We start from the raw sequence: 25,923 nt of genomic DNA on the forward strand, positions 1-25,923 counted from the left end.
GGTCATCTCATGACCACGTCTTCTGCGGCCCCTGTCGCCATGCCGGCTTCCAGCTCTGCCCCCACTTCAGTTCCGGAGGCCCTCGGATCCCTGCAGAACACGTCAGTCCCTGACCTGACCGCAGATGAGCGGACGCGCATTCAGGCCAAAGCTGCCCTTTTCGCACCACCTCCTGCCCGAACAGCAGACGGCCGCAAGGATCTCGTCGGGCTTTCACGCGAAGAGCTGGGACAGGCCATGGTTGAGATCGGCGAAAAGCCTTTCCGGGCCAAACAGCTCTGGCATTGGATCTACCATCAGGGCGCGACCGATTTTTCGGCAATGTCCACGATCTCCAAGCCCATGCAGGCCAAGCTTGCAGAACATTTCGTCGTCGGGCGCCCCGGCATTGCCGACGAACAGACTTCCAAAGATGAAACCCGGAAATTCCTGTTTCGTTTCCGCGACGGGCAGGAAGCGGAAACCGTCTATATTCCCGACCGCCGGGAAGACCGCGGGGCTGTGTGTATTTCCTCTCAGGTCGGCTGCACCCTCTCCTGCACCTTCTGCCATACAGGTACCCAGAAGCTGGTGCGTAATCTCGGTGCGCCCGAAATTGTCGGGCAGTTCATGGCAGCGCGTGACAGTTACGGCGAGTGGCCCAGCCCTGCGGGAGACACACCGCGTCTGCTTTCCACCATCGTCCTGATGGGCATGGGTGAGCCGCTCTACAATTATGACAATGTCGCCAAGGCCATGAAGATCATCATGGACGGGGACGGTATCGGCCTGTCACGCCGACGTATCACTTTGTCCACCTCAGGCGTGGTGCCGATGATGGCGCGATGCGGCGAGGAGCTGGGCGTCAATCTGGCGATCTCTCTGCATGCCGTGACTGATGAGCTGCGCGATCAGCTGGTTCCGCTCAACCGCAAATATCCCATCAAAGAACTCATGGCCGCCTGCCGTGCCTATCCTGCCGCTTCCAATTCACGCCGCATCACTTTCGAGTACATCATGCTGCGCGGGATCAATGACAGTGACGCGGAAGCACGTGAACTGGTGCGCCTGCTCAAGGGCATCCCGGCCAAGGTCAATCTCATTCCCTTCAATCCCTGGCCCGGCTCGGATTTCAAACCCTCGACCCGGGAACGGCTGGCCAGTTTCGCCAATATCATCATGGATGCCGGTTATTCCGCGCCCATCCGCATGCCGCGCGGCCGGGATATCCTGGCGGCCTGTGGACAGCTCAAGACTGCCAGCGAACGACGACGACGCGCAGAGACCCTGGCTGACACGCCTCCCCTGCCTGCCCCCAATTCCTGGTAATCTTTGTCCCGAGCTCAAAAGGAGCGCCCTGCTTTCATGAAACCCATCACTTCCCCTTCTGCCCCTTCTCCAGGCAATGGCATCAAGAAAGTGGTCCTGGCCTATTCCGGCGGTCTCGATACCTCGGTTATCCTGCGCTGGCTTCAGCAGCATTATGGCTGTGAGGTGGTCACCTTCACGGCCGATCTCGGCCAGGGCGAAGAGCTGGAGCCCGCAAGACGCAAAGCTGAAAAAATGGGCGTGAAGGAGATTTTCGTCGAAGATCTCCGTGAAGCCTTCGTCAAGGATTTCGTGTTCCCCATGTTCCGGGCCAACACGCTTTACGAGGGCCAGTATCTTCTCGGCACTTCCATCGCCCGGCCCCTGATCTCACAGCGGCAGATCGAGATTGCCGAAGCGGTGGGCGCGGATGCCGTGGCGCACGGGGCGACAGGAAAGGGCAATGACCAGGTCCGCTTCGAACTTGCCTATTATGCTCTCAAGCCGGATATCAAAGTGATCGCGCCCTGGCGGGAATGGGACCTGACCTCACGGACGAAGCTTCTGGATTTCGCTGAGAAAAACCAGATTCCGATCACCAAGGACAAGCGCGGGGAAGCGCCTTTCTCCGTTGATGCCAACCTGCTTCACTCCTCCTCGGAAGGAAAGATTCTCGAAGACCCGGCAGTGGGGCCGGATGAAATCGTCTTCCAGCGCACCCGCTCTCCTGAAGAGGCGCCTGACACGCCGACTGAAATCACCATTGATTTCCATCATGGTGACCCGGTGGCGCTGAACGGTGTCGCCCTTTCCCCGGCAACCTTGCTGACACGGCTCAATGAACTTGGCCGCACCAACGGGATCGGGCGTCTTGATATGGTGGAAAACCGCTTCGTGGGCATGAAATCACGCGGGATCTACGAAACGCCTGGCGGCACCATCCTGCTGGCGGCCCATAGGGCGATGGAGACCATCACCTTGGACCGCGAAGCAGCGCATCTCAAAGACAGCATAATGCCGCGCTATGCGGAGATCATCTATAACGGTCTCTGGTTCTCGCCTGAGCGCCGGATGCTGCAGGCCCTGATCGATGCAAGCCAGCATTCTGTCAATGGGCGCGTGCGCCTGAAGCTTTATAAGGGTAATGTCATCTGCACAGGGCGCGAAAGCCCCGACAGTCTTTACGACGCCCGTGTGGTAACATTTGAAGATGACGCCGGTGCCTATGACCAGACGGATGCCCAGGGCTTTATCCGCCTCAATGCGCTCCGCCTGCGGCTCGGAGCCCAGAAAGGCAGGCGCGGCGGCGCTCTCTGATCCCTGGGCGATCCGGCTCTGACCGATCGCCCTATTGAACGAAAAACGGAAGAACAGACATGCGACACAGTCTTCGCTCTACCCTTTCCCTGCTGGCTCTCACGACCTTCATGGGCCTGGGCGCCTGCGGCTCGAGTGAAAAGCCGGAGCTCACCCCCGACCAGTTCATGGCTCAGGTCGACAAGATGCCGGGCGTCAAAGTGCTGCCGGACGGTCTGGCCTACAAAGTGCTGAAATCCGGCCCCAAGGACGGACCCAGTCCCAAGCAGGGCTCGACCATGATGGTCATCTATGAAGGGCGTCTGCCGGACGGGGCCATTTTCGACAGTTCGGAGATGCACACCGGTGCAGCCTATATGGAAATGCCGCTTGATGGCGTGATCAAGGGATGGATGGAAGGCCTGCCCAAGATGCATGTCGGCGATACATGGGAACTCTTTGTTCCGCCCCAGCTTGGCTACGGTAAACGCTCCCTCGGGATCATTCCGCCCAACAGTCCGCTGATCTTCAAGATCCAGCTTCTGGGGGTCGACAACGACATGGGCGAAGGCCCGGGCGCCAACTGATCTCTTTCATAGAGTAACGGCTCTCCAGCCCCTCCCTCTCCGGGGAGCGGGCGTTCTCTCCGTTCCTGTCTTCCAGAAAGTCCCCTCTTCATGCAGCGTGTTTTTTCCGGTATCCAGCCCACCGGCATTCCTCACCTTGGGAACTATCTCGGTGCGCTCCGGAACTGGGCCACCCTGCAGAAGGATCATGACTGCCTGTTCTGCCTGGTGGACATGCACTCCATCACGATGCCCTGGGAGCCTGAGAAACTGCGCCAGCAGACCCTGGCCAGCACAGCCTGCCTTCTGGCCTCAGGCATTGAACCGACACGGCTCTACAACCAATCCGCCGTCAGCGCTCATGCCCGGCTTGGCTGGATCTTCAACTGTATAAGCCGCCTCGGCTGGCTGAACCGCATGACCCAGTTCAAGGACAAGGCGGGCAAGAACCGCGAGAACCATTCAGCCGGCCTGTATGTTTATCCCAACCTCATGGCGGCGGACATTCTGGCCTTTCAGGCCACGCGCGTGCCGGTCGGTGACGATCAGCGCCAGCACATTGAACTCGCCAATGATATCGGCCAGAAATTCAACCATGATATGGGCGTGGACTTCTTTCCCACCATTGAGCCCCTCATCCCCCCCCAGGCCGCCAGGGTCATGAGTCTGCGCGACGGCAGCAAGAAGATGTCAAAATCCGATCCGTCCGAGCAGAGCCGCATCACCCTGACCGATACGCCTGACGAGATCGCCCAGAAGATCCGACGCGCCAAAACCGATCCTGAGCCGTTGCCCGGTGAGGCCTCAGGGTTGGAAAACCGCCCCGAAGCACGCAATCTGCTGAGTATCTACGGCGCCATGTCCGATCGCTCACTGGATGATCTTCTGAGTGAATTCGGCGGTCAGGGCTTCGGCACTTTCAAAACAGCCCTGGCCGACCTGCTGGTCGAGAAACTGGCTCCTGTCGCAAGCGAGACCCGTCACCTCCTGGCTGATGAAAGTCATCTGCTGGAAGTCTTGCGCCAGGGCGCTGCGCGCGCGCGCAGCGTGGCTGACCCGATCGTTGATGAAGCAGAGCGCCTGGTAGGCTTCCTGCGCTGAGCGCTTGATCCCGGCCGCTCAGCTCCGGCCTGCGGTTCTTTTCAGGAAGGGTGTTTTCCCCCTTCTGGCTTTTCCTCTACCTTTAAAGGCAGGTCGGCAGAGTGATCTTTGGCAGGTTCAGCTTCCCGTCCCGAAGAGACTGAAAGGGGCGGGTTTGTAAGGTCTGCTCGGTCCGCCGAACTGGTTGTTAACCCCTCCTGCTCCAGCCGCGTCGCCAGCGGTGCCAGACAGGATTGTCTCTCCTTTTCGCGGCTTTCCAGCATTTCCCGCTCGCGCGGCTTCAGGTCCGCGCGCAACTCTGTCAGCGGGGTTTCCATGAGCTTCATGACAGCTTGTGCGGCACTGTCGGAAGGGCTTTGCCCCTCCTGGGCCTGAAGCTGCTCCAGCACCGCGCCGAAGGCCCCGCGTTGGGCATCGGCAGCCAGGGGATCGGTCAGCAGAGTCGTGACCTGATCTGCCAGTTTCTCGGGCGTGCAGTGTTCCTGCAGCAGTTCCGGCACAATCTCACGATTGGCCAGCAGATTGATCATTGACACATAAGGCACAGTCAGCATGCGCCTCGCCAGAAAGCCAGAAAGCGGATTGACCTTGTAGGTTACCACCATCGGCACCCGCCCCATGGCCAGTTCCAAGGTCGAGGTACCTGACTTGGTCACCGCAGCCTGAGCGGCGGCAAAGGCATCGTGCTTGTCTTCGATATCCGTGATGAGATGCGGCGCCACTTTCCATCGCTTGACCAATCTGTGCACCTGGTCAGCACAGGCAGGCGGCACGGGCATCACAACGCAGAGATCAGGAAATCTCCTGCGGAGCCGGTTCACCATCTTCTCAAAAACCGGCATGAGCCGAGGCACTTCCGTCTTCCGGCTACCTGGCATCAGAATCAGGATCGGCACGTCAGGCGCAATGTCATGGCGCTTACGAAAGCGCTCTCCATTTCCCTCCGTCACGCCTGCCTGCAGGACCGGATGACCCACGAATTCCGTTGCAAAGCCGCGTTTGGCAAACCATTCCGGCTCAAAGGGAAACAGGCACAGCAACTTGTCCCACATGCCGCGATATTTCTTCAGCCGTCGTTCCTGCCAGGCCCAAACCTGCGGCGCGACATAATGCAGACGACGCACCTTCAGCGGCGTGATGCGCTCCAGAAGCCGCATGGCAAAACCGGGGCTATCAATCGTGATCACCACATCCGGCCGCCGCAAAGCGATATCTTGCTCAGCCTGCAGGAGGCGTTGCGACAACAGGGGCAGGCGCGGCAGGACTTCCGTCAGCCCCATCACCGACAGGTCGCTCATGGGAAACAGGCTGTGCAGCCCTAGAGCTTCCATCCGCCCCCCGCCCACACCAGCAAAAACCAGCATGGGGTCCAGCTTGTGCAAAGCCTGCATCAGACGCGCCCCGATCACATCTCCGCTCGGCTCGCCGGCCAGAATCCAGACCACCCGTCCCCGGTAATGCAGGGGAACCTGGCCCTGCACCGGCGCCATGTGCACGCCCATCGCTTTCCCCCTTCTCTCTGCGTATGTTTCTGAACGCTACCCGCAAAATGCTGCCGGCAGCCGATCAGATTAATATCAGCTGCGCAGGGTTGCGCCCGTCGCCTTCTCGACCGCCTCGGCCAGGGCCCTGGTCACCGCTTCAAGCTGAGCGTCCGTCAGACTTTCCGTGGCAGGTTGCAAGGTGACTTCCACCCCCAGAGACCGCATACCTTCCGGCAATCCCGACCCTTCAAAAACGTCGAAAAGGCGCACATTGCTGATCATTCCGCGTTGCGGCAGCGCCCGTTCCGCACCACGCACAGCCTTGAGCACATCCTGCGCCTGAACCTGCGGGCCCGCAAGAAAAGCGAAATCCCGCCGGACAGGTTGGAGGGGAGACAGCACAGGCGCCCCCCGCCCTTTACCTTGACGGGCCTTGGGTCTGGGAAGGACATCCAATGCCAGTTCGAACATGGCGACCGGTCCTACAAAGCCGAATTCCCGCGCCAGGCGTGGGTGGAGCTCGCCGAAAGTGCCCAGCACCTTCTTAGGCCCCTGCCGCAACTGCCCGGAACGTCCGGGATGATAATAGGCCGGCGCCTCAGCCACAGTGGTAAGGCCCGCCTGGTTTACCCCCACTGCCAGAAGCGCAGCTGTCAGGTCATCGCGTGCCGCTTCCCACCCGAAGCCGTGCCCCTTCCGCCCTGGTCTGCGCGCTGTCTGCCCCCCCCGGACACCCGCCAGAACCATCCTGCCCGCATGTTCTCCAAAGGCCGGGCCGAGTTCGAAAAACCCTGCTTCACCTTCCTGGCCCAGACCGCGAGCCAGATTTCTTTCCAGCGCCCGCAACAGGGGAATGAGCGGCGTCGGGCGCAGCTGATCCAGATCAGCGGCAATCGGATTGAGCAATCGCTCTCCTGCAGGAGCGCCACCAAAGCGTTCGGCATCCTGACTGCTGACGAAAGAGAAACCAATCGTCTCCATCAGCCCACGCCCAGCACAGAGACGGCGCAGCAGATTCAGGCGGCTCTGCTCAGGGCTCAGGGCTGAGGTGGCAACCTGGGTACGCTGGGGCAAGCGCAACGGGGTAACGGCATCAATGCCGCGCAGACGCAGCACCTCCTCCACAAGATCCGCCTCGGCTTCTGCAGCAGCAACATTTTCCTCGGCGCGCCGGGCGCGGCTCTGGTCCAGCTCAGGCGCCTGGGCCAATATCCCTGCAGGGCTGGCGATGTCATTACGCCAGGAAGGCACGCCAAAAACAGCCCGGTCCGCCTCACGGGAAAGGAGTTCAAATCCCAGTCCCTGCAGCATGGTCACCGCTTCATCCGGGCTGACATCCAGGCCGGCCAGATCCTTGAGACGGGCAAAACGCAGGCTGGCCTGACGCTGCCAGCCCGGCTCTGCGCCCGCACTCACCACTGGCCCTGCTTTCCCCCCGCAAAGCTCCTGAATCAGCGCTGTCGCCGCCTCCAGGCCTTCGCGGACCCGGGCCTGATCCACGCCACGCTCGAAGCGGTAACGGGCATCGCTCTGCAGACCCAGCCTGCGTCCGGTCAGCGCAACCCGAACCGGGTCGAACAGGGCTGATTCAACGAATACATTCTGCGTGTTCTCATCCACCGCGCTGCTCTGACCGCCCATGATGCCGGCCAGGGATTGCGGTCCGCTCGCATCACGGATGACGATATCCTGGGTCTGCAAGGCGTAGTCCTGGCCGTTCAGGGCCTGGAAAGTCTCCCCTTCCTGCCCGTGACCGACGGTCAGCACTGGCCCTGCCAGTCTGTCAGCATCAAAAACGTGCAGGGGGCGTCCCAAGGCGATCATGAGATAATTGGTCACGTCCACAAGCGCTGATTGCGGCCGCAGCCCCACACTTTCCAGGCGTCGTCTCAGCCAGGCGGGGCTCGGACCGTTGCGCACGCCCCGGATAAGCCGGCCTGTTACCCAGACACAGTCAGGATGGGTGATCTGCCAGCTGGGACCGACAATGGTTTCAGCTTCTGACAGGCTTTCAACCACTTCCGGAGCGGACCAGGGCTTCAGCTGCCCCAATCCTGCTGCCGCCAGGTCACGTGCCACGCCACGCACCCCCAACGCATCGCCGCGATTAGGGGTGATGGCGATCTCGATGATCGGATCATCCAGGGCCGCATAACGCGCGTAGTCTTCCCCCACAGGCGCGTCTGCAGGCAATTCAGCAATGCCTGAATCCTCATCGCCCAATCCGAGCTCCCGCAGGGAGCAGAGCATGCCCCCACTGGCCTGGCCACGGATTTTCCCGACCTTGATCGTCATGCCACTGGCAGGGATATAGGTGCCCGGCGGCGCAAAAATCACATGCAGGCCGGCCCGGGCGTTAGGTGCGCCGCAAACGACCTGTACGTTTTCAAAACCGGGCCCTGCATCAACGTGACAGATCTGCAGCCGGTCCGCATCCGGGTGGCGTTCGGCCGAAAGAATACGCGCCGTTCGGAAGCCCTGGAGTTTTTCAGCCGGATCTTCAACCCCTTCCACCTCCAACCCTATACGGTTGAGCGTGGCGCAGATTTCCGGCAGCGAGGCTGCAGTCTCCAGATGGTCCTTGAGCCAGGAAAGGGAGAATTTCATGTCAGATTCCCTCGATCAGGGTGGCTGGCGAATAAGGAGAGGTGCCGTAATGCTGCAGCCAGCGCAGGTCGCTCTCGTAAAAGGCGCGGAGATCGGGGATTCCGTTCTTGAGCATGGCCAGACGCTCAATGCCCATTCCGAAGGCAAATCCCTGCCACTCTGCCGGATCCAGGCCGCAATTGGCGAGAACGCGCGGCTGTACCATGCCGGCTCCCAGAACTTCCAGCCAGTCATCGCCTTTGCCGACTTCCCCGCTCGCTTTCGACCAGCCGATGTCGACTTCCATGGAAGGCTCGGTAAAGGGAAAATAAGAAGCGCGGAAACGGACCGGCAGCGCAGGGTCGTTGAAATAGACGCGCAGAAACTCGATCAGACATCCCTTGAGATGCGCCAGGGTGATGCCCTTTTCGATCACAAGCCCTTCGCACTGATGAAACATCGGCGAATGCGTCGCGTCATGATCGGCCCGGTAAGTGCGGCCCGGGGCAATGATACGCAAGGGCGGTTCACGCTCCAGCATGGTTCGGATCTGGACACCTGAAGTCTGGGTGCGCAGAACGCGCGGCGGTGCCCCTTCTTTCTCGGGCGGCAGATAGAACGTGTCCTGTTCCGTGCGGGCCGGATGATGATCGGGCGTGTTGAGAGCGGAGAAATTATGCCACTGGCTCTCGATATCCGGCCCATCGGCCACCCCGAAGCCCATCGCACCGAAAATGGCCGTGATCTCTTCTATCGCGCGCGAAACCGGGTGCAGCTTCCCCTCAGCTCTGAGCTCTGCTGGCTGTGTTACGTCCACACGCTCGGCAACGAGCCGCGCCTGGAGCTCCTCTTCCTCGATCTCGCGCCCACGTTCTTCAATCAGCTTGGAAAGTTCATCTCGCAGGACATTGAGCGCCTGGCCACGTGCCTTGCGCTCTTCAGGAGGAAAAGTTCCCAGCTGACGCAACAGACTGGTCAGCTTGCCTGTGCGCCCCAAGGTACCCACACGCACCGCATCCCACTCGCCCGGGGTCCGGGCGGCGGCAAGAGCGGCAACGGTTTCAGCCTTCAGGGCTTCGAGGTCATTGCTGTCTGGATTACCGGTCATTCTGTCGCTTCCTTCATCCTCTGGAACGTGGCCTGCAGCGAAGACACTCTGAAACACACGCCCGCATCAAAGGCCTGACGTAAAACGGGCCGCCCTGATCCTACAGGACGGCCCGTTTCAGGTCCTGACCCCGGGAGATGACCCAGGGTAAAGCAGCCCCTTATCTTGTAACAGCCTCAGAGGGCGGCCTGGGCCTTGCGGACGATTTCCGCAAATGCCGGCGCATTGTCAAAGGCCAGGGCCGCCAGAACCTTACGGTCGATTTCGATGCCGGCCTTGGACAGGCCATTGATGAAACGGCTGTAGGTCAGGCCGTGCTCACGCACGGCAGCATTGATGCGCTGAATCCACAGAGCGCGGAAATCACGCTTCTTGTTGCGGCGATCGCGATAGGCATACTGAAGCGCTTTTTCAACGCGCTCCAGAGCGATGCGATAATTGGTCGAGGACCGGCCGCGATAACCCTTGGAGAGCTCGAGGACCTTTTTGTGACGGGCGTGTGTCGTAACGCCCCGCTTGACGCGTGCCATACTCTATAATCTCCCTGTCCGCTTATTTCTTGAGGCCGTAAGGCGCCCATTGCTTGATGGTTTTGGCATCCATTTCCGTCATGGTCTGCGGACCACGGTTGGTGCGTTTCATCTTCTGCGGACGGTTGATCAGGCCATGGCGCTTGTTGCCGGGACCGCTCATCACCTTGCCGGTGGCGGTGATCTTAAACCGCTTCTTGACCGAAGACTTGGTCTTCATCTTGGGCATTTCGTTCTCTCCTCGCTCTGTTACTCCCCTTCAACCCTCCTGAAAGCGGCTGAAACCCGGGAAGTCCACGGCCGGGCATGCCGCTTGAGGGCCCGGACGCGTGCTGGTCGGGGCCGCTTATAGGAGTTGAGAGGCCCTGGCGCAAGAGGTGGTGCGCACCCGCTACGGAAAGGGCTGGTACAGAAGGTACTGCCTAAGGGTAATTGACATTTTTTAACTTGTGCTCCCCTGCAAAACTTGTCGGCACCCGGAAGAGCGTGATTTACTTTCGCCGTTCGATTTTATCCTGCTCAGGGAAGGCCGACTGCCTCAAGAGTCGCGTGTTCCATTGGCTTTGCATTACGGTTACCTTTCTCCAGTTTTCCTGGTGTTTTGCCCAAGGGCCTGTGAATTCCAGGAATTCAAATCCAGGAACCCAAACTAGGATTTCCCATGTCATCACAAACCCGACCCGGAGGTCTGCTTGCCCAGCTGGCTGGTCTGGTCTTCGTCACCGCCGGTCTGCTGCTGGTTATCGGCGGGGTGTGGTCGCTGCTGGTCGGCGGCCCGCTTTACTATCTGCTGACCGGACTGGGCCTTACTCTGACCGGACTTCTCGTCTGGTTGCGCAATCCGGCAGCCCTTGTCCTCTATGCCCTTATCGGTTTCATCGCTCTGATCTGGTCGTTCTACATTTCAGGCTTTGACTTCTGGGGGCTGATGCCGCGCCTGAATATCTTTCTCATTCTCGGCATTCTGCTTCTGCTGCCGCCGGTCACGCGGGCGCTGGCGCCCAACCGGATTGCAACAGGGCTTCTGGGTGTGGTCGTTGCCCTGACCGGGGGTCTTCTGGGCAGCTCCTTCTTCGCTTCTCCCCACACACAGGAAGGCGAGCTGTCAACGGCCCTTATCAATCCTGTTCCTGAGGATCCCGAACACGTTCCCGCTGGCGAGTGGAAGGCTTACGGTCGCACGCATGCCGGAGATCGGTGGTCGCCGCTCAAGCAGATCAATTCCGGTAATGTCGGGCAGCTCAAGCTGGCCTGGGTCATGCATACGCATGATTTTCCCCAGCCCAACGATTCAGCTGAGCCCACCAACGAAGCCACGCCTCTGGCCTTCGACAATACGCTCTATTTCTGCTCGCTCCACCAGAAACTTTTCGCTGTGGACGGTGCAACGGGCAAGACGAAATGGGTCTTCGATCCTCACCTGCATGACAACCCCACCTATCAGCATCTGACCTGCCGTGGCGTCAGCATGCACGAAACCCCGGCCAATGCCGTGGACTCCAGCGGGCAGCCGGTTTCACAGACCGATTGCGCAAAACGCCTGGTGCTGCCGGTCAATGACGGGCGTATCATTGAGGTGGATGCGGCAACCGGGAAGAAATGCACCGCTTTCGGCCAGGACGGGGAAGTGGACATGCGCGTTCCCTTCCAGCCCTACACGACGCCCGGACAGTATGAGCCGACTTCGCCGCCGGTGATCACGGACAAATATGTGATCGTCAACAGCGCCATCACGGATAACGGCTCCGTGCGCCAGGCTTCCGGTGCCACGCGCGCCTATGACATCTATACGGGCAAGATGGTGTGGGTCTTTGACGCCGCCAATCCGGATCCCAATGAGATGCCCAGCCCGGAGCATCCGCATTTCCACCCCAACTCTCCCAATTCCTGGGCCATTTCGGCTTATGACAAGAAGCTGAATCTCGTCTATATTCCCATGGGCATCGGCACGCCTGACGAATGGGGCGGTTACCGCACCAAGGATGCCGAGCGCTTTGTGCCCGGCATCCTCGCGCTCAATGCCGATACCGGTAAGCTGGCCTGGTTTTTCCAGACCGTTCACCATGATCTCTGGGATATGGACGTGCCGGCCCAGCCAAGCCTGGTCGATGTGACGCGCCAGGACGGCACGTTGGTGCCCGCAATCTATATTCCGACCAAGACCGGCGACATTTTCGTCCTTGACCGCCGCAACGGTCAGCCTATCGTGCCCATCACTGAACAGAACGCACCGCAGACGCCGGCTCCCGGTGACTGGGTCAGTCCTACACAGCCCCATTCCGGCCTCTCCCTGCGCCCCAAGGAGCGTCTGTCAGAAAAGGACATCTGGGGGGCAACCATCTTTGACCAGATGGTGTGCAACATTTATTTCCACTCCCTGCGTTATGACGGCATCTACACGCCGCCCTCCATTCAGGGCACGCTGGTCTTTCCGGGCAATCTCGGCATGTTCGAGTGGGGCGGCATGGGTGTGGACCCGCAGCGTGAAGTGGCTTTCGTCAATCCGATCTCTCTGCCGTTCGTGTCCCAGCTGGTGCCGCGCGGCCCGGGCAACCCGCTCTGGCCCGACCCGCAGGCCGGCGCGCATAAGAGCACGGGTGAGACCGGGCTGCAGCCTGCCTACGGCATTCCCTTCGCCATCCGCCTGCATCCGTTCCTCAACCCTCTGCTGGAGAAGATCGGTATTCCCCTTCCCTGCCGCACGCCTCCATGGGGCTCCGTGGCCGGGCTGGATCTGAGGACCAACAAGGTGGTGTGGGAACACCCCAATGGCACGATGCGGGATTCACTGCACAAATCCTCCCTGCCCCTGCCTCTGCCGCCCTTCCATATCGGTGTGCCAAGTCTTGGCGGCCCCTTGGTCACAGCCGGCAATCTTGCAGTGCTGACCTCGACACAGGACGACGAGATCCGCGCCTATAACCTGACCAACGGCAAAGAGATCTGGCAGGCGCGGTTGCCCGCTGGCGGCCAAGCCACCCCCATGACCTACGCCATCAACGGCCGGCAGTACATCGTGACCTATGCCGGCGGGCATGGCTCCTTCGGCAGCCGGATGGGGGATACCCTGCTGGCCTATGCGCTGCCCGATAACACAGCGTCTGCCACTGAGGGCGCCAAAACTGTTCAGAGTGGAACCTCCGCCAGCACCACAGAAGGGAAAACCGAAGCTTCAAGCGGCAGTACGCCGTGAAAACATCTTACCGGCAAAGGGTTCCGATCCTTTGCCGGTAAGTCGGTTCCTTCAACACAGGCGTCTCGAAAGCGCCCTCCAAGAAGTGGGAAAAAGAGTCGCCTGCTCGCCACAAAAACGACATGACTGCCACTTAAAGCCTTCAGTGAGCCGATGTTTCAGATGACCGGTTGGAACTGGCATCTGGGCACTTCTGACTGAAGGCGCTCACCCCCCTGCCCACCTGACTTTGTCGGAAGACGGATTTTCTGTTTCGGAAACGTCTTCTCATCCATGACCTAACGCACTCGAAGACTGGAGATGCACATGATGTTCCGTCGTTTCGCCGTCGCCGCCCTGGCCGTCGCCGCCCTTGGCAGCAATGCCGCTTTCGCCCAGGAAGCAGCTGTTGACACCACCTCCACTGCAGCAGCGCCTGCCGCGCCAGCCCCTGCCGCCCCCACCAGCGATGCCGCGCAGCCTGAACACGAACATGATCACGGGCACGGCCATGATCATCACCGCCATCACTGCCGCGACAGCAAGGGCAAGTTCGTCAAATGCGACAAGAAGAAGCATGACGAGCACCGCCACCACTGCCGCGATGGCAAGGGCAAGTTCACCAAATGCCACAAAAAGGACGCCGGCAACGACAACGCGGCTCCCGCTAACGACGTGACCCCCGCTCAGGATGCTGCCGCTCCGGCGCCGGCCGCCTCTGCCGGTCGCTGATCCACGGTTCAGCTCTTTACGGTTCCGCTTGCCCTAAAGCGCGCCCTCCTCTGAGGAAACAGTACTCAGGGGCTACAGAACCGTAAAAATGCGCACATGTCAGAACCCGCTTTCCGAATTCGGAAAGCGGGTTTTTTCTGTTTCTCGACCAGCTTACATTCTGGATATTCCTGCAGCCTGAACAGGCCTCGCTTATGTAGCCAAGCCTATGCAGCCAATGCGGCCCGTTTGCGAATTGCCTGCGCCATGGCTTCCACGCCATTGCCGCGATTGGCCGACAAAGCTTTCACCAGTCCAAGCTCATGGAGAAACTGAGGTGAAGTTGCCTGGATCTCTTCAGCACTCCGACCGGAATACACCCGCAGCAGCAACGCTACCAATCCCTGAACGATGGCTGCATCCGACGCGCCGGCAAAAAACAGCCTGCCCTCTTTTTCCTCAGCTTCCAGCCAGACCTGGCTCTGGCATCCCGGCACCCGGTGCTGGTCTGCCTGCCAGTCTGGTGGAAAAACTGGGAGTTTGCGGCCGAGTTCAATGATGTACTGGTAACGTTCCATCCAGTCATCGAAAAGCGCCAGCTCCTCGCCGATTGCCGCAATGGCCGCAGCAGCGCTGTCCTCCTGAGGCATAACAAAAGGAGCGGACTGATCAGCGGTTGAAGTTTCAGAAGTCATTTTATTTTTCCTTTTCCGTACCGCCGCTTTTCATATCTGCCTCCTCCGACACCCCCTCCTCTGAAGGCGAGCAAAGTTCCTGAAGCGCAAGGCGCAGCTGCAGTTGAGTGAACGGCTTGGAGATCAGCCTGGCCCCATCCAGGACAGCGCCGGCTGTCTCACCGCTCATGAACAGGATCTTCAGCCCGGGCAGCCGTTCTTTAAGCACGCGTGCACAGCTGGGCCCGTCATAATCGGGCATGCGGACATCCAGAATGGCAACTTCCGGTTGAAAGCCGCTCTCCAGAACCGACAGCGCTTCCTGCAGGCCGTTGGCCTCACGTGTCAATGCCCCTTCCTGGCGCAGGAACTGTCCGACCACCCGGCGAACCGGTTCTTCATCCTCCACGATAAGCATGGCACGCCCTTCCATGACCCTATTCATGGAGGTTTGGGCCGCGGGGGCCTCAACCGCCTTTGCTTCAGGAGTCCTTCTCGCCTTACTGACCGACTTGGACGATCCATCAATTCCCGAAGAGGCTTCCTGAAGAAGGGGCAAAAGGAGCGTGACGGTCGTCCCCTTTCCGGGCGCGCTGGCCAGCTTCACATCGCCATGCGCGCGCGTCACAAAACCATAGACTCCTGATAGCCCAAGGCCTGTTCCCTTACCCACAGGTTTGGTGGTGAAAAACGGATCGAAAACACGCGCCTGTACGGCAGCACTCATTCCAAGCCCGTCATCCTGCACTTTCACAGCCAGCGCCTGATCTTTCCTGCAGCCGCCTGGGACATCCGGTAAATCCGCAGGCACAACGGCGAGACTGATCCTCACGCGACCTCCCTGCGGCATGGCATCGCGTGCATTGACGCACAGATTGAGCAGAGCCATCTCAAGCTGGCGGGCATCTGTCAGCATATCCGGCAATCCCGCTCCGCCCTCATCTCCCATATCAAGCTCCAGCTGACAGCAGACAGCTGTTGCGCGCAGACTCTGGGCCAGCAGGGGCGCAAGGGCCTTCATAAAGGGCCCCGGTGCCACAGGGGCGAGGCTGTCCCCACCCTGGCGCCCGAACTGGAGCAGGCGGCGTGTCATGGCTGCGCCCTTCTGCACCCCTTCCTGGGCCTGGGTAAGCAGAGCCCGACCCGCACTCTGTGCGTCAATATCTTCTTCCAGAAGGTCCAGAGCACCAGAGATAGCCGCCAGAAGATTGTTGAAATCATGCGCGATACCGCCTGCCAGCGTGCCCAGGGATTCCAGACGCTCCGCCTGGCGCAGGCGCGCCTCAACCGCCACGCGGTCTGTCACATCCCGGTCCAGGCAGACCTGCCAAGCCTCCGCGAAAGAGGCTTTCTGCGGCCACGCCAACGCCCAGCGGGTCATTTCATGCCAGTGCGTCTGCCCCTCTTCCTGGGCGCAGAAGGTCGAAGCAGCCTGGCCAGTCTGTTGAGTCAACAGGCGCAACCGGCGCATTTCCGCCTGAACTTCCGGCGGGTAATGCGCGCTTTCACGGCTGGTCTCCTCTCCAGCGCGGGGGGCGACATTGCTGCGGATACAGCGCCCCTGAGCGTCTGAGAAGACGAGGGTGAAGGGAAGAGCCTTCATCAGGCCATGCAGCAGAGCCTGTTCTGTCTTCAAGGCCCTCTGGGACAGGCAGTGCCGGGCCACTTCAGCAACGAGAGCCCGCAAAGCCTTTTCATCCCAGGGCTTGTGGACATAGGCCTGCACCTGGCCTTCATTCAGGGCAGCCACCACCGCATCAAGGTCAGCGTAGCCTGTCAGGAGTAGACTGCGGGCGTCTGAGAAGGCACGGGCCTGGCTCAGAAGCCGGTCGCCTGACAGACCGGGCATCCGCTGGTCTGAAATGATGACCGCCACTTCCGGGTGCGCCCGCAGAACTTCAAGGGCCTGCAGCGGATCGCTCTGCGTGAGAATTTCATAGTCATCCTCCAGCAGGTCGGTAAGGGCAACCAGGATTTCCTCCTCATCATCCACGATCAGAATCGTCACACGCTGTGAGGCAGTGCCGGTTTCACCTGCCTCAGAAGCATTTTCGGAAGAAGATACTTTCATCTGCACAGGCTCTTTCATGATTTCTCCTTCATGAGATCTCAGGGGCAGGAGACGGGTCCTGACCAACCTGCCCCTCTCTGCCAGTGCCAGGCGCCCCATCGTTCCGGCTCTCCTGACGCAGGCTCAACCCTTCTGGCGAAAGCGCGCTCAACCCGCGCGGGGTCATGCGGACCGGAATACGGATGCGAAAGGTGGTTCCCCGACCCTGCAGCCCTTCACCGATCGTGATCGTGCCGCCGTGCGCCTCCACAATGCTGTGTGTGATCGCCAGGCCCAGCCCCGTTCCTTCACCGACCGGCTTGGTGGTGAAAAACGGGTCGAAAACGCGTGACTGCAGAACAGGCGACAGCCCCGGCCCGTTATCAGCCACCGTGAGGACATAAGCCTCTTCTTCCTGAAATGTGGACACCACTATCTTTCCCATCCTCCTGCCGCCAGAACCTGTCTCTCCAACCCGCTCGCCCGCTGAAGCTGCAGCCTCGGGCTCAGCCGGGCTCAGCAAGGCGTCAGCAGCATTGGAGACGAGATTCATGATGGCCTGGTTGATCAGGGCGGGCTGGCAGATCAGCAGTGAGGGCGCATGCAGGTGACAGACAACTTCCAGGCCATGGGCCAGTTTATGACCCAGCAGCGCCAGAGCCGTTTCCAGAGCATCCGGCACATCCACCGGCTGATAGGTTCCTTCCTCAAGCCGGGAAAAACGCCGCAACCGCACCACCAGATCCTGAATGCGCTGCAAACCTGTCGCAAGGGCGTCCAAACGGGTCGCCCCCTTGCCGAGCAGAGCCTGCAAGTCGCCCAAAGCCGCAACAGGCGCCTGGGACAATGCGGCCAGCTGCTGCACCTCCTGGTCGGCAAGGGCCAGACTGCGCCCGATGGTGCGCGCATGCCCCAGAGTGAAGGCAAGGGGATTGTTGATTTCGTGTGCGATCCCCGCCACCAGCTCACCCAGAGCCGCCATCTTGGCGGCATGAACGAGCTTGGCCTGGGCCTGCAGCAATCTGGCATTGGTTGCAGCCAGTTGCTGGTTGGCCTGCTGCAACGCTTCAGCCATCTCGGCGCGGGCATGGGCCGCTTCCAGCCTCAGGGCCACTTCCTGGCGTTCTTCGGCCTGACGGTGCAGCGTCTCTTCGGCGATACGCCTGCGAGCTTGCGTGCAGATGCGCAGGGCCAGCACATCACGCGCCATGTCGCTCGGCACCAGGTCATCAATGCCGAGTTCAAAAAATGCGCCGCAGGACTGGGACCTGAAGCGTTGCGCCTCCACGATGCCCAGCACGCGAAACGGCACACGCCCGGCTTCCTTGAGCGCCTGACGGCGCGCTTCGAGATTGCGGCAGAATTCCATGTCGCCCGACTGACCGAGATCAGCCATGACCAGACAGTCCGGCGCCGCAGCCCCGGCCAGCCAGGCGCCCTCCACCAGGTCCTGCGAACGTTCAACCGAGGTCACCGTATAGCCGTCACGCCAAAGCAGCTCTCCAAGTCCCGGTCCGGAATCCTCATCCTCAGCAGGCGAGCTTTCCTCCGTCTGCGCAAGCACTTCCATCGCCAGCGCCGGGTCATTCCAGAAAGCGAGCTGTGCGGCATCGCTGGGTGGCTGGGCAATCATGATCCGCGGCCGACGCCTGGGTTCCTCTGCTCGCTCGACAGCCTCAGCACCAGCCTGCAGAAGGGCCCTGATCCGCAGGGAAAGCAGATCGGGGTGGGCAGTGCGGGAAATATAGGCGTCTGCCCCGCTCTCCAGCCCCTCGCGCTCTTCATGAGGCGTGGCATTGCCTGTCAGAAGCAGTACAGGCATCTGGCAGGTTGCGCGCCCCAGGCGCAGGCGGCGCACGAACTGCCCGCCATTCATGCCTGACAGCGCCACACTGACAACCGCCAGTTGGGGCAGCGCGTCTGTCTGTCGGGCTTCGAGCAGCTGCAGGGCGCTTTCAGCGTTTTCAGCCCATAATATCTCTGCCCCTTCCCGCGCCAGCAAGCCCTGCAGGCGCTGCCGGTTTTCCAGCTCGGAATCAACCAGAAGAAGCCGCAGCTGCACCATGAATCTCCCTGTAATTTTCCACGTTTCCGCTCTTTAGCGACCCGCTCAGCCTGTTTATATCATATTCAGGCAGCTCAACCTCTATGACTTCCCCTCTATGAGATGTCAGATCGCGCCTGGGCCGGAAGTGTCGGTTTACCGCAACAGAGCTGAAGGTTTTTCTCAATGCGGCGCGTGCCTGCTTTTCTTCCCCGTTCTTTCAGGGAATACTACGGGCCATGAATCACTCCGATCCAGCTCCCCATCCCATCCCCCGCCCGACTGAGCCGGCAAAAGCCTCCATCGCTTCTCTCTTTTCAGGGCTTTGGCTGACCCGCAACATCATCTGGGCTTTCGCGCATTTCACGGCCTGCTTCGTGCTCCAGATCAGCGAGTTCTTCGCCCCTCTCCTGCTCGTTCTGGGCATCGGCTGGTCGCTCGTTCCCCATGTCGTCGGTTTGGCCAGCCATTCCCTCAACACGGCCAGCGCCGACTCCCAGACACGTGACCTCATCGCGCACATCACCACCTCATTTCCCATGCAGGTCGAGGTTTCAGGACACGTGCTCACCCCGCACGGCCTGATCATGGACGGTTTTCTGCTGATGGCCCTGACCGCCTTCTGCGCCACCGTCTCCGCATGGCTGGGACGGCAGGTCTGAAAAGACCGCTCCTGCCGCCTGCCTGTTATGGCCGACGGCGAAAAGGGGTGCACTTTCAGAGAGGCGTTTCTCACGAAGCGTTCAGGAAACCCTCACAAGAACCTGATATGACCAAACCGGCATGATTATTCTGGATCACCTGCCCTTTTCCCCGGCTTCCAAGGCCGGCAGTCTGCAAGCCGGGAACCGTCACGGCTTCTCCCTGCGCCTGGCACGTGGTGACATTGGCTGGATCACCGGACCGGCCGGAAGCGGAAAAACGGCCCTTCTGGAACTCCTGGCCCTGCGCCGCCCCCTACCTGAAGCAGAGATGCGTATTCTGGGACAGGTCGTAACAAAACGCACTGCCGCTTCAGAACTGGCCAGGCTGCGACGCAATATCGGCCTGATCGAGGAACGCCCTTCCTTTCACGATGACTGGTCCCTGCTTGCCAATGTGTGCTTTCCCCTACGCCTGGTCGACAAACCCCAAAGCCGCGACAGGATTCTGCACCATGGCGAAGCCATCCTGCGCTGGGCAGGGCTTGGACAACACATGCATGAGCCGGCCAGCACCCTCTCGGCCACGCAGCAATTGCGACTTGGGATGGCGCGGGCGCTGATCAGAAGGCCGGACCTGATCCTCGTCGATGCGCCTGCGCTGCAGCTGGACCCGGAACTGCGCGACCTGCTGCTGGGCGCCTTTGCCGAAATGAGAGGCAAATCCTGCGCTATTCTTCTGGCAACCCAGGATCCTGCCCTGCCCGAACGTCTCCCCGGACCTGTTCATACTCTGGCCGGCCCGACACAAAGCGGAAACTTTCATCCCCATTCGAGCGCCCACAGGCCCCCTGCTGACAGCCCCTCCTTTGCAAAACCGGAGCCGCTTCCGACCGACGCACGGCCAGCCACGATGCTGCGGGGGCGTGCGGGCGCACGTCCGCTGCGACCTGAACTGAAAGAAACCCCTCTGACTGCGCGGCATGACCCGCATTTCACACTTCACGCTGCGCCAACTCTCCCCTCCTCAGGCTCGGCAGCCAGAGGAGGAAAGTTGTGACAGACCGCCCCTTTCCCTCGCTGCGACCACGTCTTCACCTGCCTTTTCTGCCCCTGCTGACCGGCGGCGCACAGTTCCTGATCACCTTGGCCGGAACCCTCTGTCTGATCGCCCATCTTCTGCTGGGAGCCTGGCAGGCAGAAAGTGCTTCCAGCCTTCTCATCGCTTTTCCGAAAGTCGGCACTGCACCAGAAAAAATTCAGGACAGAACGCCTGCGCCCAGTCCAGCGCCTGAAAAGCCAGCCAGAAAAATCTCTTCTGCGCATGCCCGCGCCCGTTCACACACGATAAAAAACACGCACCAGCCTGTTCCGCTTCCCCCTGCACCGCCAGCCCCTCCACCATGGAATGAGGAGCAGGTTCTCCAGAAGCTTTCCTCTTTTCCAGGCGGGAAACAGGCTGCTTTCCTGCCGCCTGAGCAGATCAGGGCTCTTTTCAGGAGCTGGGGCGCCCCCTGGGAAGGGCCTATGCCGCCTGTTCTCGCCCTGCCGCTGCAGCCCGGTCAGGATGCAGCGAGCCTGACCCCTCTTGCACACCTGCTTCGACTGAGCTTTCCCGAAGCCCTGGTCATTCTTCCACCCCCCCAGAGCAGCATGTTGCCCAAGGTTCTGGCCCCTCTCTGGCGCCATACTGATCTCCTGTGCTTCACCACTGCCTTTCTGGCACTCTGCACGGGGCTGTGCGGGATTGTGCAGGCAGCACGCCTCGCCGTTCTTCAGACAGCACGCGCGCGCCGCCTGTTGACGGAATTCGGCGCCTTCCCCCGTGCCGGCAACCTGGGCTTCAGGGTGGCTCTTCGCGCCATGGCCGGCGCTTTCACCGGAGGGCTGGTGGCCCTGGCCTGCAGCAGCAGCCAGTGGAAGGCGCTTTCACCTTTCTGGAACAGCCTGCTGGGCAGTTCGCACACAGCTTTCGGGGCTTCATCCGGTACAGGAATTGCCCGCATACCACCTGATCCCTTGAAAGCCTTCTGGCTAAGCGGAAGCCTGACTGTTCTGGTAGGCATGCTCTTTTTCGGCCTGATTGCCTGGCTCGCGACCCGTCTTTTCCTGTTGCGTGCCGCCCGGAGATCTGTACCTATCTTGCAATGAAAAGCCCGGAAAACAGACAGGTACAGAAAAAGACAGGAAAACGGTCGCTTCCCAAAAAAACCGTTTCTGTGAAAGCCCTACTGTTCTGGGGCGTTACCGGGTTGTGCCTGCTTTTCGGGCCCCTTGGCTTCATCGGCTTCACACTTGATGCACTGCAGGCCCCGCCTGCCCGGCTGCCTGACCACTGCCCAGGGATGGTTGCATTGACAGGGGGGGAAGAACGGGTCTCAGCCGCCCTGCGCCTGCTGCGGGCGCATCCTGACCATGTTCTCCTTATTTCAGGCGTGGCACCAGAAACCACCCTGGACCAGATTGCCCTGCAGAACGGCTCATCGCTGCCGCCCGGTCTGGAGCGCCAGATCACTCTTGGCCGACGGGCCGTAAGCACGGTCGGAAACGGCCATGAAACAGAGCAATGGGCCCAGGAAAACGAGCTCGACTGCATTGTCGTCATCACGGCCGGTTATCACATGCGCCGCGCCCTGCTTGAAATCCACCAGGCAGCCCGTGACCTGCATCTGTGCCCCTGGCGCGTGCTGCCGCCTGCCATGCAGGCCCCCTGGCAACCGCATGCCCTGCGGATCCTGCTTCAGGAATATGCCAAGTTTCTGGGCGCTTATGCACGTGATACCTTCTCACCCCCGAACCATCGCCGCGGCCTGCGCAGAAGCTGAAGACATGAGAGAAATAAGGATATGATGAGCTTGCTCCGTGGTGCTCTCTTCAACGCCTACCTGGTTCTCCTGACGCTTGTCATGGGCCTGGGCACCTTTCCTCTGCGTCTCGCCCATCAGCACCGGTTGGCCCTTGACTATGCGAAACTCTGGTCACGCGCCGTCCTGTGGGGGTTTGAGAAGATCTGCGGCGTGAAAATCGTCATTGAAGGGCGCGAGAACCTCGGTCAGGGCGCCTGCGTCATCGCCTCGCAACATCAGTCCTTCTTCGATGGCTTCATCTGGATGGTGCTGGCAACGGATCCCGCCTATGTCATCAAACGTGAACTGACGCGCATTCCCCTGGTCGGGCCGATGCTGGTGCTCAGTGGCATGATCCCTGTTGATCGCCAGGGGGGACCGCAAGCCTTGCGTGACATGATGGCCCGCACTGCAGCCGCGCTGAAGGATGGAAGGCAGGTCATTCTTTTCCCTGAAGGCACCCGCACCCAGCCCGGCACCAGGGCCCCCTTGCAATCCGGCATCATCGCCCTGGCTCGGCAGGCAGGCAGGCTGCCCGTCCTGCCGGTCGTTACCAATTCAGGTCTTTTCTGGCCCCGCTCTCCCTGGCGCAAAAATCCCGGCATATTGAAAGTCCGGATTGGCAAACCGCTGCCCCAGGTCTCAGGCCGGGCGCTGCTGGGAGAGATCGACAGCGCCTGGGACAGGCTCTGTGCTCAGGCAGGCCTTCTCCGCACAGCTCAGACTGAAATCCCTCCTGAGACCCCCCCTCTCCCTGCCCCTTCCCGGGTGGAGGAGACAGAAACCAGCGCCTGATGCCTTTTCCCACTTCGAAAGGGTTGGCCTCTGACCCGACAGACCAGCCTCCGTCCTCCCGCCGAGAGACACGCAGGCCGTTACAGAAACGCCTGTCTGTCCTCTGGAACCGCCACGGCCAGAAGATCGGCGTGGGATTTCTGCTGATACTGGGAGGCATTCTTCTGGCTGACTGGGGAGCTTCACGCGCAGTTCAGGCCAGCCTGCTGCTCACCGTTGATCGTTTCGACCAGCAATTAAAAAACGACCACCTTATCTTCACCCACACTCCACCTGTCACTGATGGCTGGCCCTGGGGCGCTCGTCTGACTCTGGAAGCGCCACATCTGCAGGGCAGCATCGGTCCTTATGAATTCGGCGCCGTTGCACAGCACCTCCAGCTTGGTGGCAGCTGGCTGACCTGGCTGAAAAGCGGCGTGCAGGGAGCCACGCTTCCACTGCAGCTGAGGGAGACGGCTCTGCTGCGTATCGTCTCCCCCTCCCGGCAAAGCCTGACCTTTCGGTCGCATCAGCTGGCATTTTTTCTGCATTCCCATAACCACGGGCAGAACCAACGCTATGATTTCCAGGCAGAAACGCTCGAGGCAGCACTGCTGGGCTTTGACGAAAACCTGCGTTTTTCCCATCTCGGCGGCACATTGCAGCTCCACCCTGCACCGTTTCCGGCCTCCCTCCACCCCGTGCCCAGCAGGATCAGTCTTTTCCTGACAGCCCGTAAAGGCCAGCTGCGCGACAGCGCTTTTCTGCGTCGCTTTCTCGACGGCCTTCTGGCCAACACGTCCCTTGCGCGCGGCGAGATCGATGTCAGCAATCTCCTGCTCGGTCTCAATCTGAGCGGTAACGGCCCGCTGCAGGATTTTCCCCATGATGGCAACTGGCAACTCATCATTCCGGAAGCAGCGTGTGCGTTTCCACTCCCCGACAGAGCTCGCCTGCGCTCTGCCGCAAACCCGGCTGCAAAAACGGCCACTGAAATTCAGGGCGGCAAACCGCGTCTCGTCCTGAGCGGGCGGGTGAACTGGCCGGGCGGCAAGGGTGAAATCACAGCACGCCTGCAGAACTGGCGCGGCCTGGTCGCCACCATGCTTCAGCAAAGCGGGATCCAGCAGAAAATGAGCCCTCCCCAGAAACGCCTTCTTTTCAGCGTCATGGCTCCCCCTGCACCCGGACGGCCCGAGCCTCCCCTGAGCCTGACCTTTCCCCTCCAGCACGGCTATCCGACCGGGCTGACCCCTGAACGGCTGGATATCCTCAGGCATTTCACCCTCTCTGATCTGGCGCGGCACATCTCCCTGGCACCTTGAGCACCTGCCCCTTCAGAATTCGTCAGGCCCTGTCCTTTGCAGAACGCAACGCTGCCAGCTGAGTGGGAGTCCGGGCCCGCAGGAAAGGATTGGTCGCCTGCTCCACCACTAAGCTGACCGGCACACTCGGCTGGTTCTGCGCTCTCAGGGCACGTACCTCTTCCCGTCGATCATGAAGCCGGGCTGCAGACAGGCCAGAGACCCCCGGGTTTCCCTGCTCAGCAAGCCCGGCAATGAAGTCCAGATTGGCAGCAGTGTATTCATGCCCGGGGCATACCAGGGTCTGGGGCGGCAGCTGATCGTATTTCCGGAAACTGTGGAAAAGATCTTCAGCAGTGCCATCGAACAGCCGGCCGCACCCGCCACTGAAAAGCGTATCCCCCGTCATTACGGCCGGCACGGCCGGTACATAATAGGAAAGATGCCCACTGGCATGACCGGGCGTGTCCAGCACCTCGACGGTCAGGCCCTGCAGATCCAGTGTTTCTCCGCCTTTGAGCACATGTGTTGGATGGGTGTTGGCAGGGCCATACACCGGCGCGTGATAATGTGCTGCGAGTGCTGGGGCGCCTTGGATGTGGTCACTGTGCAGATGGGTCAGCAGAATGGCGATCACTGGCGTGTGGCCCAACCTCTTTTCAAGCGGCTGGGCTTCACCGGGATCAACCACCACCACGCCAGGCGAGGCGGCAGAACGGATAAGCCAGGCGTAATTGTCTTTCAAGAGCGGGACCGGCTGAACTGTAACGTCTGCAGCAGGCCGAGCCTGCCCGGCGCCACCAGTAGCAGACCCACCCCCTGCCGTTGAACTTGAGGCAGCATTAGGCTGTGCGTCTGTCACAGGCTTTCCGGTTTGTGGCATCATCTTTCTCTCTTCTCCCTGGCTTCACCCGGGTCTTTGGCATCCACCGCGCAACGGACGCACAACAGAAGTCCCCGGCAACAAGCTTGACCGAACCTCACCGGAAGGCAAGAGTAGCGCCATGTCGCTTATCCAGTCATTCAGATATGTCATTTCACGCCCCAATCGCGCCGCCCTGCCCTTTATCGGAGCGGGTCTGGCCACAGCCCTAATCGGACGCGCAACGCCCTGGCGCCTTACGCGCGCGCTCGGCACGGCAGGGTTGCTCTTCACCGGTTTCTGTCTCTATTTCTTCCGCGATCCCAAGCGTTTCACCCCTGAAGATGACCAGGTCGTCCTGGCTGCAGCTGATGGACGGGTCACTTCCATAGATCTCGTTTCCCCACCTGAAGATCTGGGCATGTCTGCCGAGCCGGTCTGGCGGGTATGCACTTTCCTGTCTGTGCTGGACGTCCATATCAACCGCATTCCCGTCAGCGGTACTGTGACAGCCCTGGCTTACCATGCCGGCACCTTCGTCAATGCCAGTCTCGACAAAGCGTCTGAAGAAAATGAACGCAACGGCCTGTGCATCACCATGGCTGACGGCCGGCAGGTGGCCGTCGTGCAGATCGCCGGGCTGATTGCGCGCCGGATCATCTGCGATGTGGTGCCGGGCGAGCAGGTGACGGCAGGGGAGCGCTTCGGACTGATCCGCTTCGGCTCGCGCACGGATGTCTATCTTCCGCCCGGGGTCAAACCGATCGTCTCCAAAGGCCAGACCATGGTCGGCGGCGAAACGGTTCTGGCCCGTCTCTGAGCGGAGGTCCCATCAGATCATGACTTCCCAGGATTCCCCCCGAAACCCGAAACCCGGCAGCACCCGC

The 25,923-nt window shown here is 60.8% G+C and carries 21 protein-coding genes and 1 pseudogene; 13 read left to right on the plus strand and 9 right to left on the minus strand.

Going from position 1 to position 25,923, the window contains the following annotated elements:
- Positions 1 to 9: 9 nt before the first annotated feature.
- The 4 genes from rlmN (at position 10) to trpS (ending at position 4,250) form a co-directional block, all read left to right on the plus strand.
- Positions 10 to 1,308, plus strand: coding sequence for a 23S rRNA (adenine(2503)-C(2))-methyltransferase RlmN (gene rlmN / locus E3E11_RS01345; RefSeq protein ID WP_407070529.1), 1,299 nt, complete (start codon positions 10 to 12; stop codon positions 1,306 to 1,308).
- Positions 1,309 to 1,344: 36 nt separating this feature from the next.
- Positions 1,345 to 2,604 (plus strand): argininosuccinate synthase, encoded by a 1,260-nt coding sequence (locus E3E11_RS01350; protein WP_141450827.1) that lies wholly within the window; start codon positions 1,345 to 1,347, stop codon positions 2,602 to 2,604.
- A gap of 59 nt (positions 2,605 to 2,663) precedes the next feature.
- Entirely contained in the window at positions 2,664 to 3,170 is a 507-nt protein-coding gene (locus E3E11_RS01355) for an FKBP-type peptidyl-prolyl cis-trans isomerase (RefSeq protein WP_141450828.1), read from the plus strand.
- A gap of 90 nt (positions 3,171 to 3,260) precedes the next feature.
- Positions 3,261 to 4,250: a tryptophan--tRNA ligase gene (gene trpS / locus E3E11_RS01360; RefSeq protein ID WP_141450829.1), complete on the plus strand. Its 990-nt coding sequence runs from the start codon at positions 3,261 to 3,263 to the stop codon at positions 4,248 to 4,250.
- Positions 4,251 to 4,549: 299 nt separating this feature from the next.
- Here trpS and lpxB read toward each other — a convergent pair.
- The 5 genes and pseudogenes from lpxB to rpmI all read right to left on the minus strand — a co-directional run.
- A pseudogene (lpxB, locus tag E3E11_RS01365) lies at positions 4,550 to 5,752 on the minus strand (lipid-A-disaccharide synthase); the annotation flags it as partial.
- A 75-nt stretch (positions 5,753 to 5,827) separates the two neighbouring features.
- Positions 5,828 to 8,341, minus strand: a complete 2,514-nt coding sequence (pheT, locus tag E3E11_RS01370) for a phenylalanine--tRNA ligase subunit beta (RefSeq protein ID WP_141450831.1) — start codon at positions 8,339 to 8,341, stop codon at positions 5,828 to 5,830.
- 1 nt (position 8,342) lies between these two features.
- A complete protein-coding gene (gene pheS, locus E3E11_RS01375) occupies positions 8,343 to 9,428 on the minus strand; it encodes a phenylalanine--tRNA ligase subunit alpha (protein WP_141450832.1) in 1,086 nt (361 codons plus the stop codon).
- A gap of 176 nt (positions 9,429 to 9,604) precedes the next feature.
- Positions 9,605 to 9,958 carry a 50S ribosomal protein L20 gene (gene rplT / locus E3E11_RS01380; RefSeq protein WP_141450833.1) on the minus strand — a complete coding sequence of 118 codons (354 nt, stop codon included), beginning with the start codon at positions 9,956 to 9,958 and terminating at the stop codon, positions 9,605 to 9,607.
- Between the two features lie 22 nt (positions 9,959 to 9,980).
- Entirely contained in the window at positions 9,981 to 10,187 is a 207-nt protein-coding gene (rpmI, locus tag E3E11_RS01385; RefSeq protein ID WP_141450834.1) for a 50S ribosomal protein L35, read from the minus strand.
- Positions 10,188 to 10,619: 432 nt separating this feature from the next.
- Here rpmI and E3E11_RS01390 point away from each other — a divergent pair, with 432 nt between their 5' ends.
- Both E3E11_RS01390 and E3E11_RS01395 read left to right on the plus strand, forming a co-directional pair.
- Complete coding sequence (locus E3E11_RS01390; protein WP_141450835.1) at positions 10,620 to 13,151, plus strand: membrane-bound PQQ-dependent dehydrogenase, glucose/quinate/shikimate family; 2,532 nt, start codon at positions 10,620 to 10,622, stop codon at positions 13,149 to 13,151.
- Positions 13,152 to 13,457: 306 nt separating this feature from the next.
- Positions 13,458 to 13,862, plus strand: coding sequence for a hypothetical protein (locus E3E11_RS01395; protein WP_141450836.1), 405 nt, complete (start codon positions 13,458 to 13,460; stop codon positions 13,860 to 13,862).
- 206 nt (positions 13,863 to 14,068) lie between these two features.
- Here the strand turns inward: E3E11_RS01395 and E3E11_RS01400 are convergent, their stop codons facing one another.
- Genes E3E11_RS01400 through E3E11_RS08605 form a run of 3 tightly spaced genes read right to left on the minus strand, consistent with a single transcriptional unit; the run spans position 14,069 to position 18,630 of the window.
- Positions 14,069 to 14,536, minus strand: coding sequence for a SufE family protein (locus E3E11_RS01400; protein WP_141450837.1), 468 nt, complete (start codon positions 14,534 to 14,536; stop codon positions 14,069 to 14,071).
- Between the two features lies 1 nt (position 14,537).
- Positions 14,538 to 16,586 carry a response regulator gene (locus E3E11_RS01405; protein ID WP_141450838.1) on the minus strand — a complete coding sequence of 683 codons (2,049 nt, stop codon included), beginning with the start codon at positions 16,584 to 16,586 and terminating at the stop codon, positions 14,538 to 14,540.
- A gap of 28 nt (positions 16,587 to 16,614) precedes the next feature.
- Positions 16,615 to 18,630, minus strand: a complete 2,016-nt coding sequence (locus E3E11_RS08605; protein WP_141450839.1) for an ATP-binding protein — start codon at positions 18,628 to 18,630, stop codon at positions 16,615 to 16,617.
- Positions 18,631 to 18,848: 218 nt separating this feature from the next.
- On the opposite strand from E3E11_RS08605, the gene E3E11_RS01415 reads away from it, so the two are divergent.
- From E3E11_RS01415 to E3E11_RS01440, 6 genes are all read left to right on the plus strand, one after another.
- Positions 18,849 to 19,271, plus strand: coding sequence for a hypothetical protein (locus E3E11_RS01415; protein WP_141450840.1), 423 nt, complete (start codon positions 18,849 to 18,851; stop codon positions 19,269 to 19,271).
- 121 nt (positions 19,272 to 19,392) lie between these two features.
- The gene (locus tag E3E11_RS01420; RefSeq protein WP_141450841.1) at positions 19,393 to 20,310 is read left to right on the plus strand and encodes an ATP-binding cassette domain-containing protein; all 918 of its coding nucleotides are present in this window, start codon (positions 19,393 to 19,395) and stop codon (positions 20,308 to 20,310) included.
- The gene (locus E3E11_RS01425) at positions 20,307 to 21,401 is read left to right on the plus strand and encodes a hypothetical protein (protein WP_141450842.1); all 1,095 of its coding nucleotides are present in this window, start codon (positions 20,307 to 20,309) and stop codon (positions 21,399 to 21,401) included. Before E3E11_RS01420 ends, E3E11_RS01425 begins: the two co-directional genes overlap by 4 nt.
- 68 nt (positions 21,402 to 21,469) lie before the next feature.
- The gene (locus E3E11_RS01430) at positions 21,470 to 22,075 is read left to right on the plus strand and encodes a YdcF family protein (RefSeq protein ID WP_168189181.1); all 606 of its coding nucleotides are present in this window, start codon (positions 21,470 to 21,472) and stop codon (positions 22,073 to 22,075) included.
- A 24-nt stretch (positions 22,076 to 22,099) separates the two neighbouring features.
- On the plus strand, positions 22,100 to 22,891 hold the full coding sequence (locus E3E11_RS01435) for a lysophospholipid acyltransferase family protein (RefSeq protein ID WP_141452036.1): 792 nt from the start codon (positions 22,100 to 22,102) through the stop codon (positions 22,889 to 22,891).
- Entirely contained in the window at positions 22,891 to 24,195 is a 1,305-nt protein-coding gene (locus tag E3E11_RS01440) for a hypothetical protein (protein ID WP_141450844.1), read from the plus strand. Before E3E11_RS01435 ends, E3E11_RS01440 begins: the two co-directional genes overlap by 1 nt.
- A gap of 22 nt (positions 24,196 to 24,217) precedes the next feature.
- On the opposite strand, the gene gloB is transcribed toward E3E11_RS01440, so the two are convergent.
- Complete coding sequence (gloB, locus tag E3E11_RS01445; RefSeq protein WP_231118944.1) at positions 24,218 to 24,919, minus strand: hydroxyacylglutathione hydrolase; 702 nt, start codon at positions 24,917 to 24,919, stop codon at positions 24,218 to 24,220.
- A gap of 259 nt (positions 24,920 to 25,178) precedes the next feature.
- On the opposite strand from gloB, the gene E3E11_RS01450 reads away from it, so the two are divergent.
- Positions 25,179 to 25,856, plus strand: a complete 678-nt coding sequence (locus E3E11_RS01450; protein WP_141450845.1) for a phosphatidylserine decarboxylase — start codon at positions 25,179 to 25,181, stop codon at positions 25,854 to 25,856.
- Positions 25,857 to 25,923 lie beyond the last annotated feature (67 nt).

It is taken from the genome of Oecophyllibacter saccharovorans (assembly GCF_006542375.1).
GTDB lineage: Bacteria > Pseudomonadota > Alphaproteobacteria > Acetobacterales > Acetobacteraceae > Oecophyllibacter > Oecophyllibacter saccharovorans.

Bases quoted from the DNA above. Each gene is read 5' to 3' on its own strand.
- rlmN (WP_407070529.1), top strand. From the start codon at position 10: ATGACCACGTCTTCTGCGGCCCCTGTCGCCATGCCGGCTTCCAGCTCT.
- E3E11_RS01350 (WP_141450827.1), top strand. From the start codon at position 1,345: ATGAAACCCATCACTTCCCCTTCTGCCCCTTCTCCAGGCAATGGCATC.
- E3E11_RS01355 (WP_141450828.1), top strand. From the start codon at position 2,664: ATGCGACACAGTCTTCGCTCTACCCTTTCCCTGCTGGCTCTCACGACC.
- trpS (WP_141450829.1), top strand. From the start codon at position 3,261: ATGCAGCGTGTTTTTTCCGGTATCCAGCCCACCGGCATTCCTCACCTT.
- pheT (WP_141450831.1), bottom strand. From the start codon at position 8,341: ATGAAATTCTCCCTTTCCTGGCTCAAGGACCATCTGGAGACTGCAGCC.
- pheS (WP_141450832.1), bottom strand. From the start codon at position 9,428: ATGACCGGTAATCCAGACAGCAATGACCTCGAAGCCCTGAAGGCTGAA.
- rplT (WP_141450833.1), bottom strand. From the start codon at position 9,958: ATGGCACGCGTCAAGCGGGGCGTTACGACACACGCCCGTCACAAAAAG.
- rpmI (WP_141450834.1), bottom strand. From the start codon at position 10,187: ATGCCCAAGATGAAGACCAAGTCTTCGGTCAAGAAGCGGTTTAAGATC.
- E3E11_RS01390 (WP_141450835.1), top strand. From the start codon at position 10,620: ATGTCATCACAAACCCGACCCGGAGGTCTGCTTGCCCAGCTGGCTGGT.
- E3E11_RS01395 (WP_141450836.1), top strand. From the start codon at position 13,458: ATGATGTTCCGTCGTTTCGCCGTCGCCGCCCTGGCCGTCGCCGCCCTT.
- E3E11_RS01400 (WP_141450837.1), bottom strand. From the start codon at position 14,536: ATGACTTCTGAAACTTCAACCGCTGATCAGTCCGCTCCTTTTGTTATG.
- E3E11_RS01405 (WP_141450838.1), bottom strand. From the start codon at position 16,586: ATGAAAGTATCTTCTTCCGAAAATGCTTCTGAGGCAGGTGAAACCGGC.
- E3E11_RS08605 (WP_141450839.1), bottom strand. From the start codon at position 18,630: ATGGTGCAGCTGCGGCTTCTTCTGGTTGATTCCGAGCTGGAAAACCGG.
- E3E11_RS01415 (WP_141450840.1), top strand. From the start codon at position 18,849: ATGAATCACTCCGATCCAGCTCCCCATCCCATCCCCCGCCCGACTGAG.
- E3E11_RS01420 (WP_141450841.1), top strand. From the start codon at position 19,393: ATGATTATTCTGGATCACCTGCCCTTTTCCCCGGCTTCCAAGGCCGGC.
- E3E11_RS01435 (WP_141452036.1), top strand. From the start codon at position 22,100: ATGAGCTTGCTCCGTGGTGCTCTCTTCAACGCCTACCTGGTTCTCCTG.
- E3E11_RS01440 (WP_141450844.1), top strand. From the start codon at position 22,891: ATGCCTTTTCCCACTTCGAAAGGGTTGGCCTCTGACCCGACAGACCAG.
- E3E11_RS01450 (WP_141450845.1), top strand. From the start codon at position 25,179: ATGTCGCTTATCCAGTCATTCAGATATGTCATTTCACGCCCCAATCGC.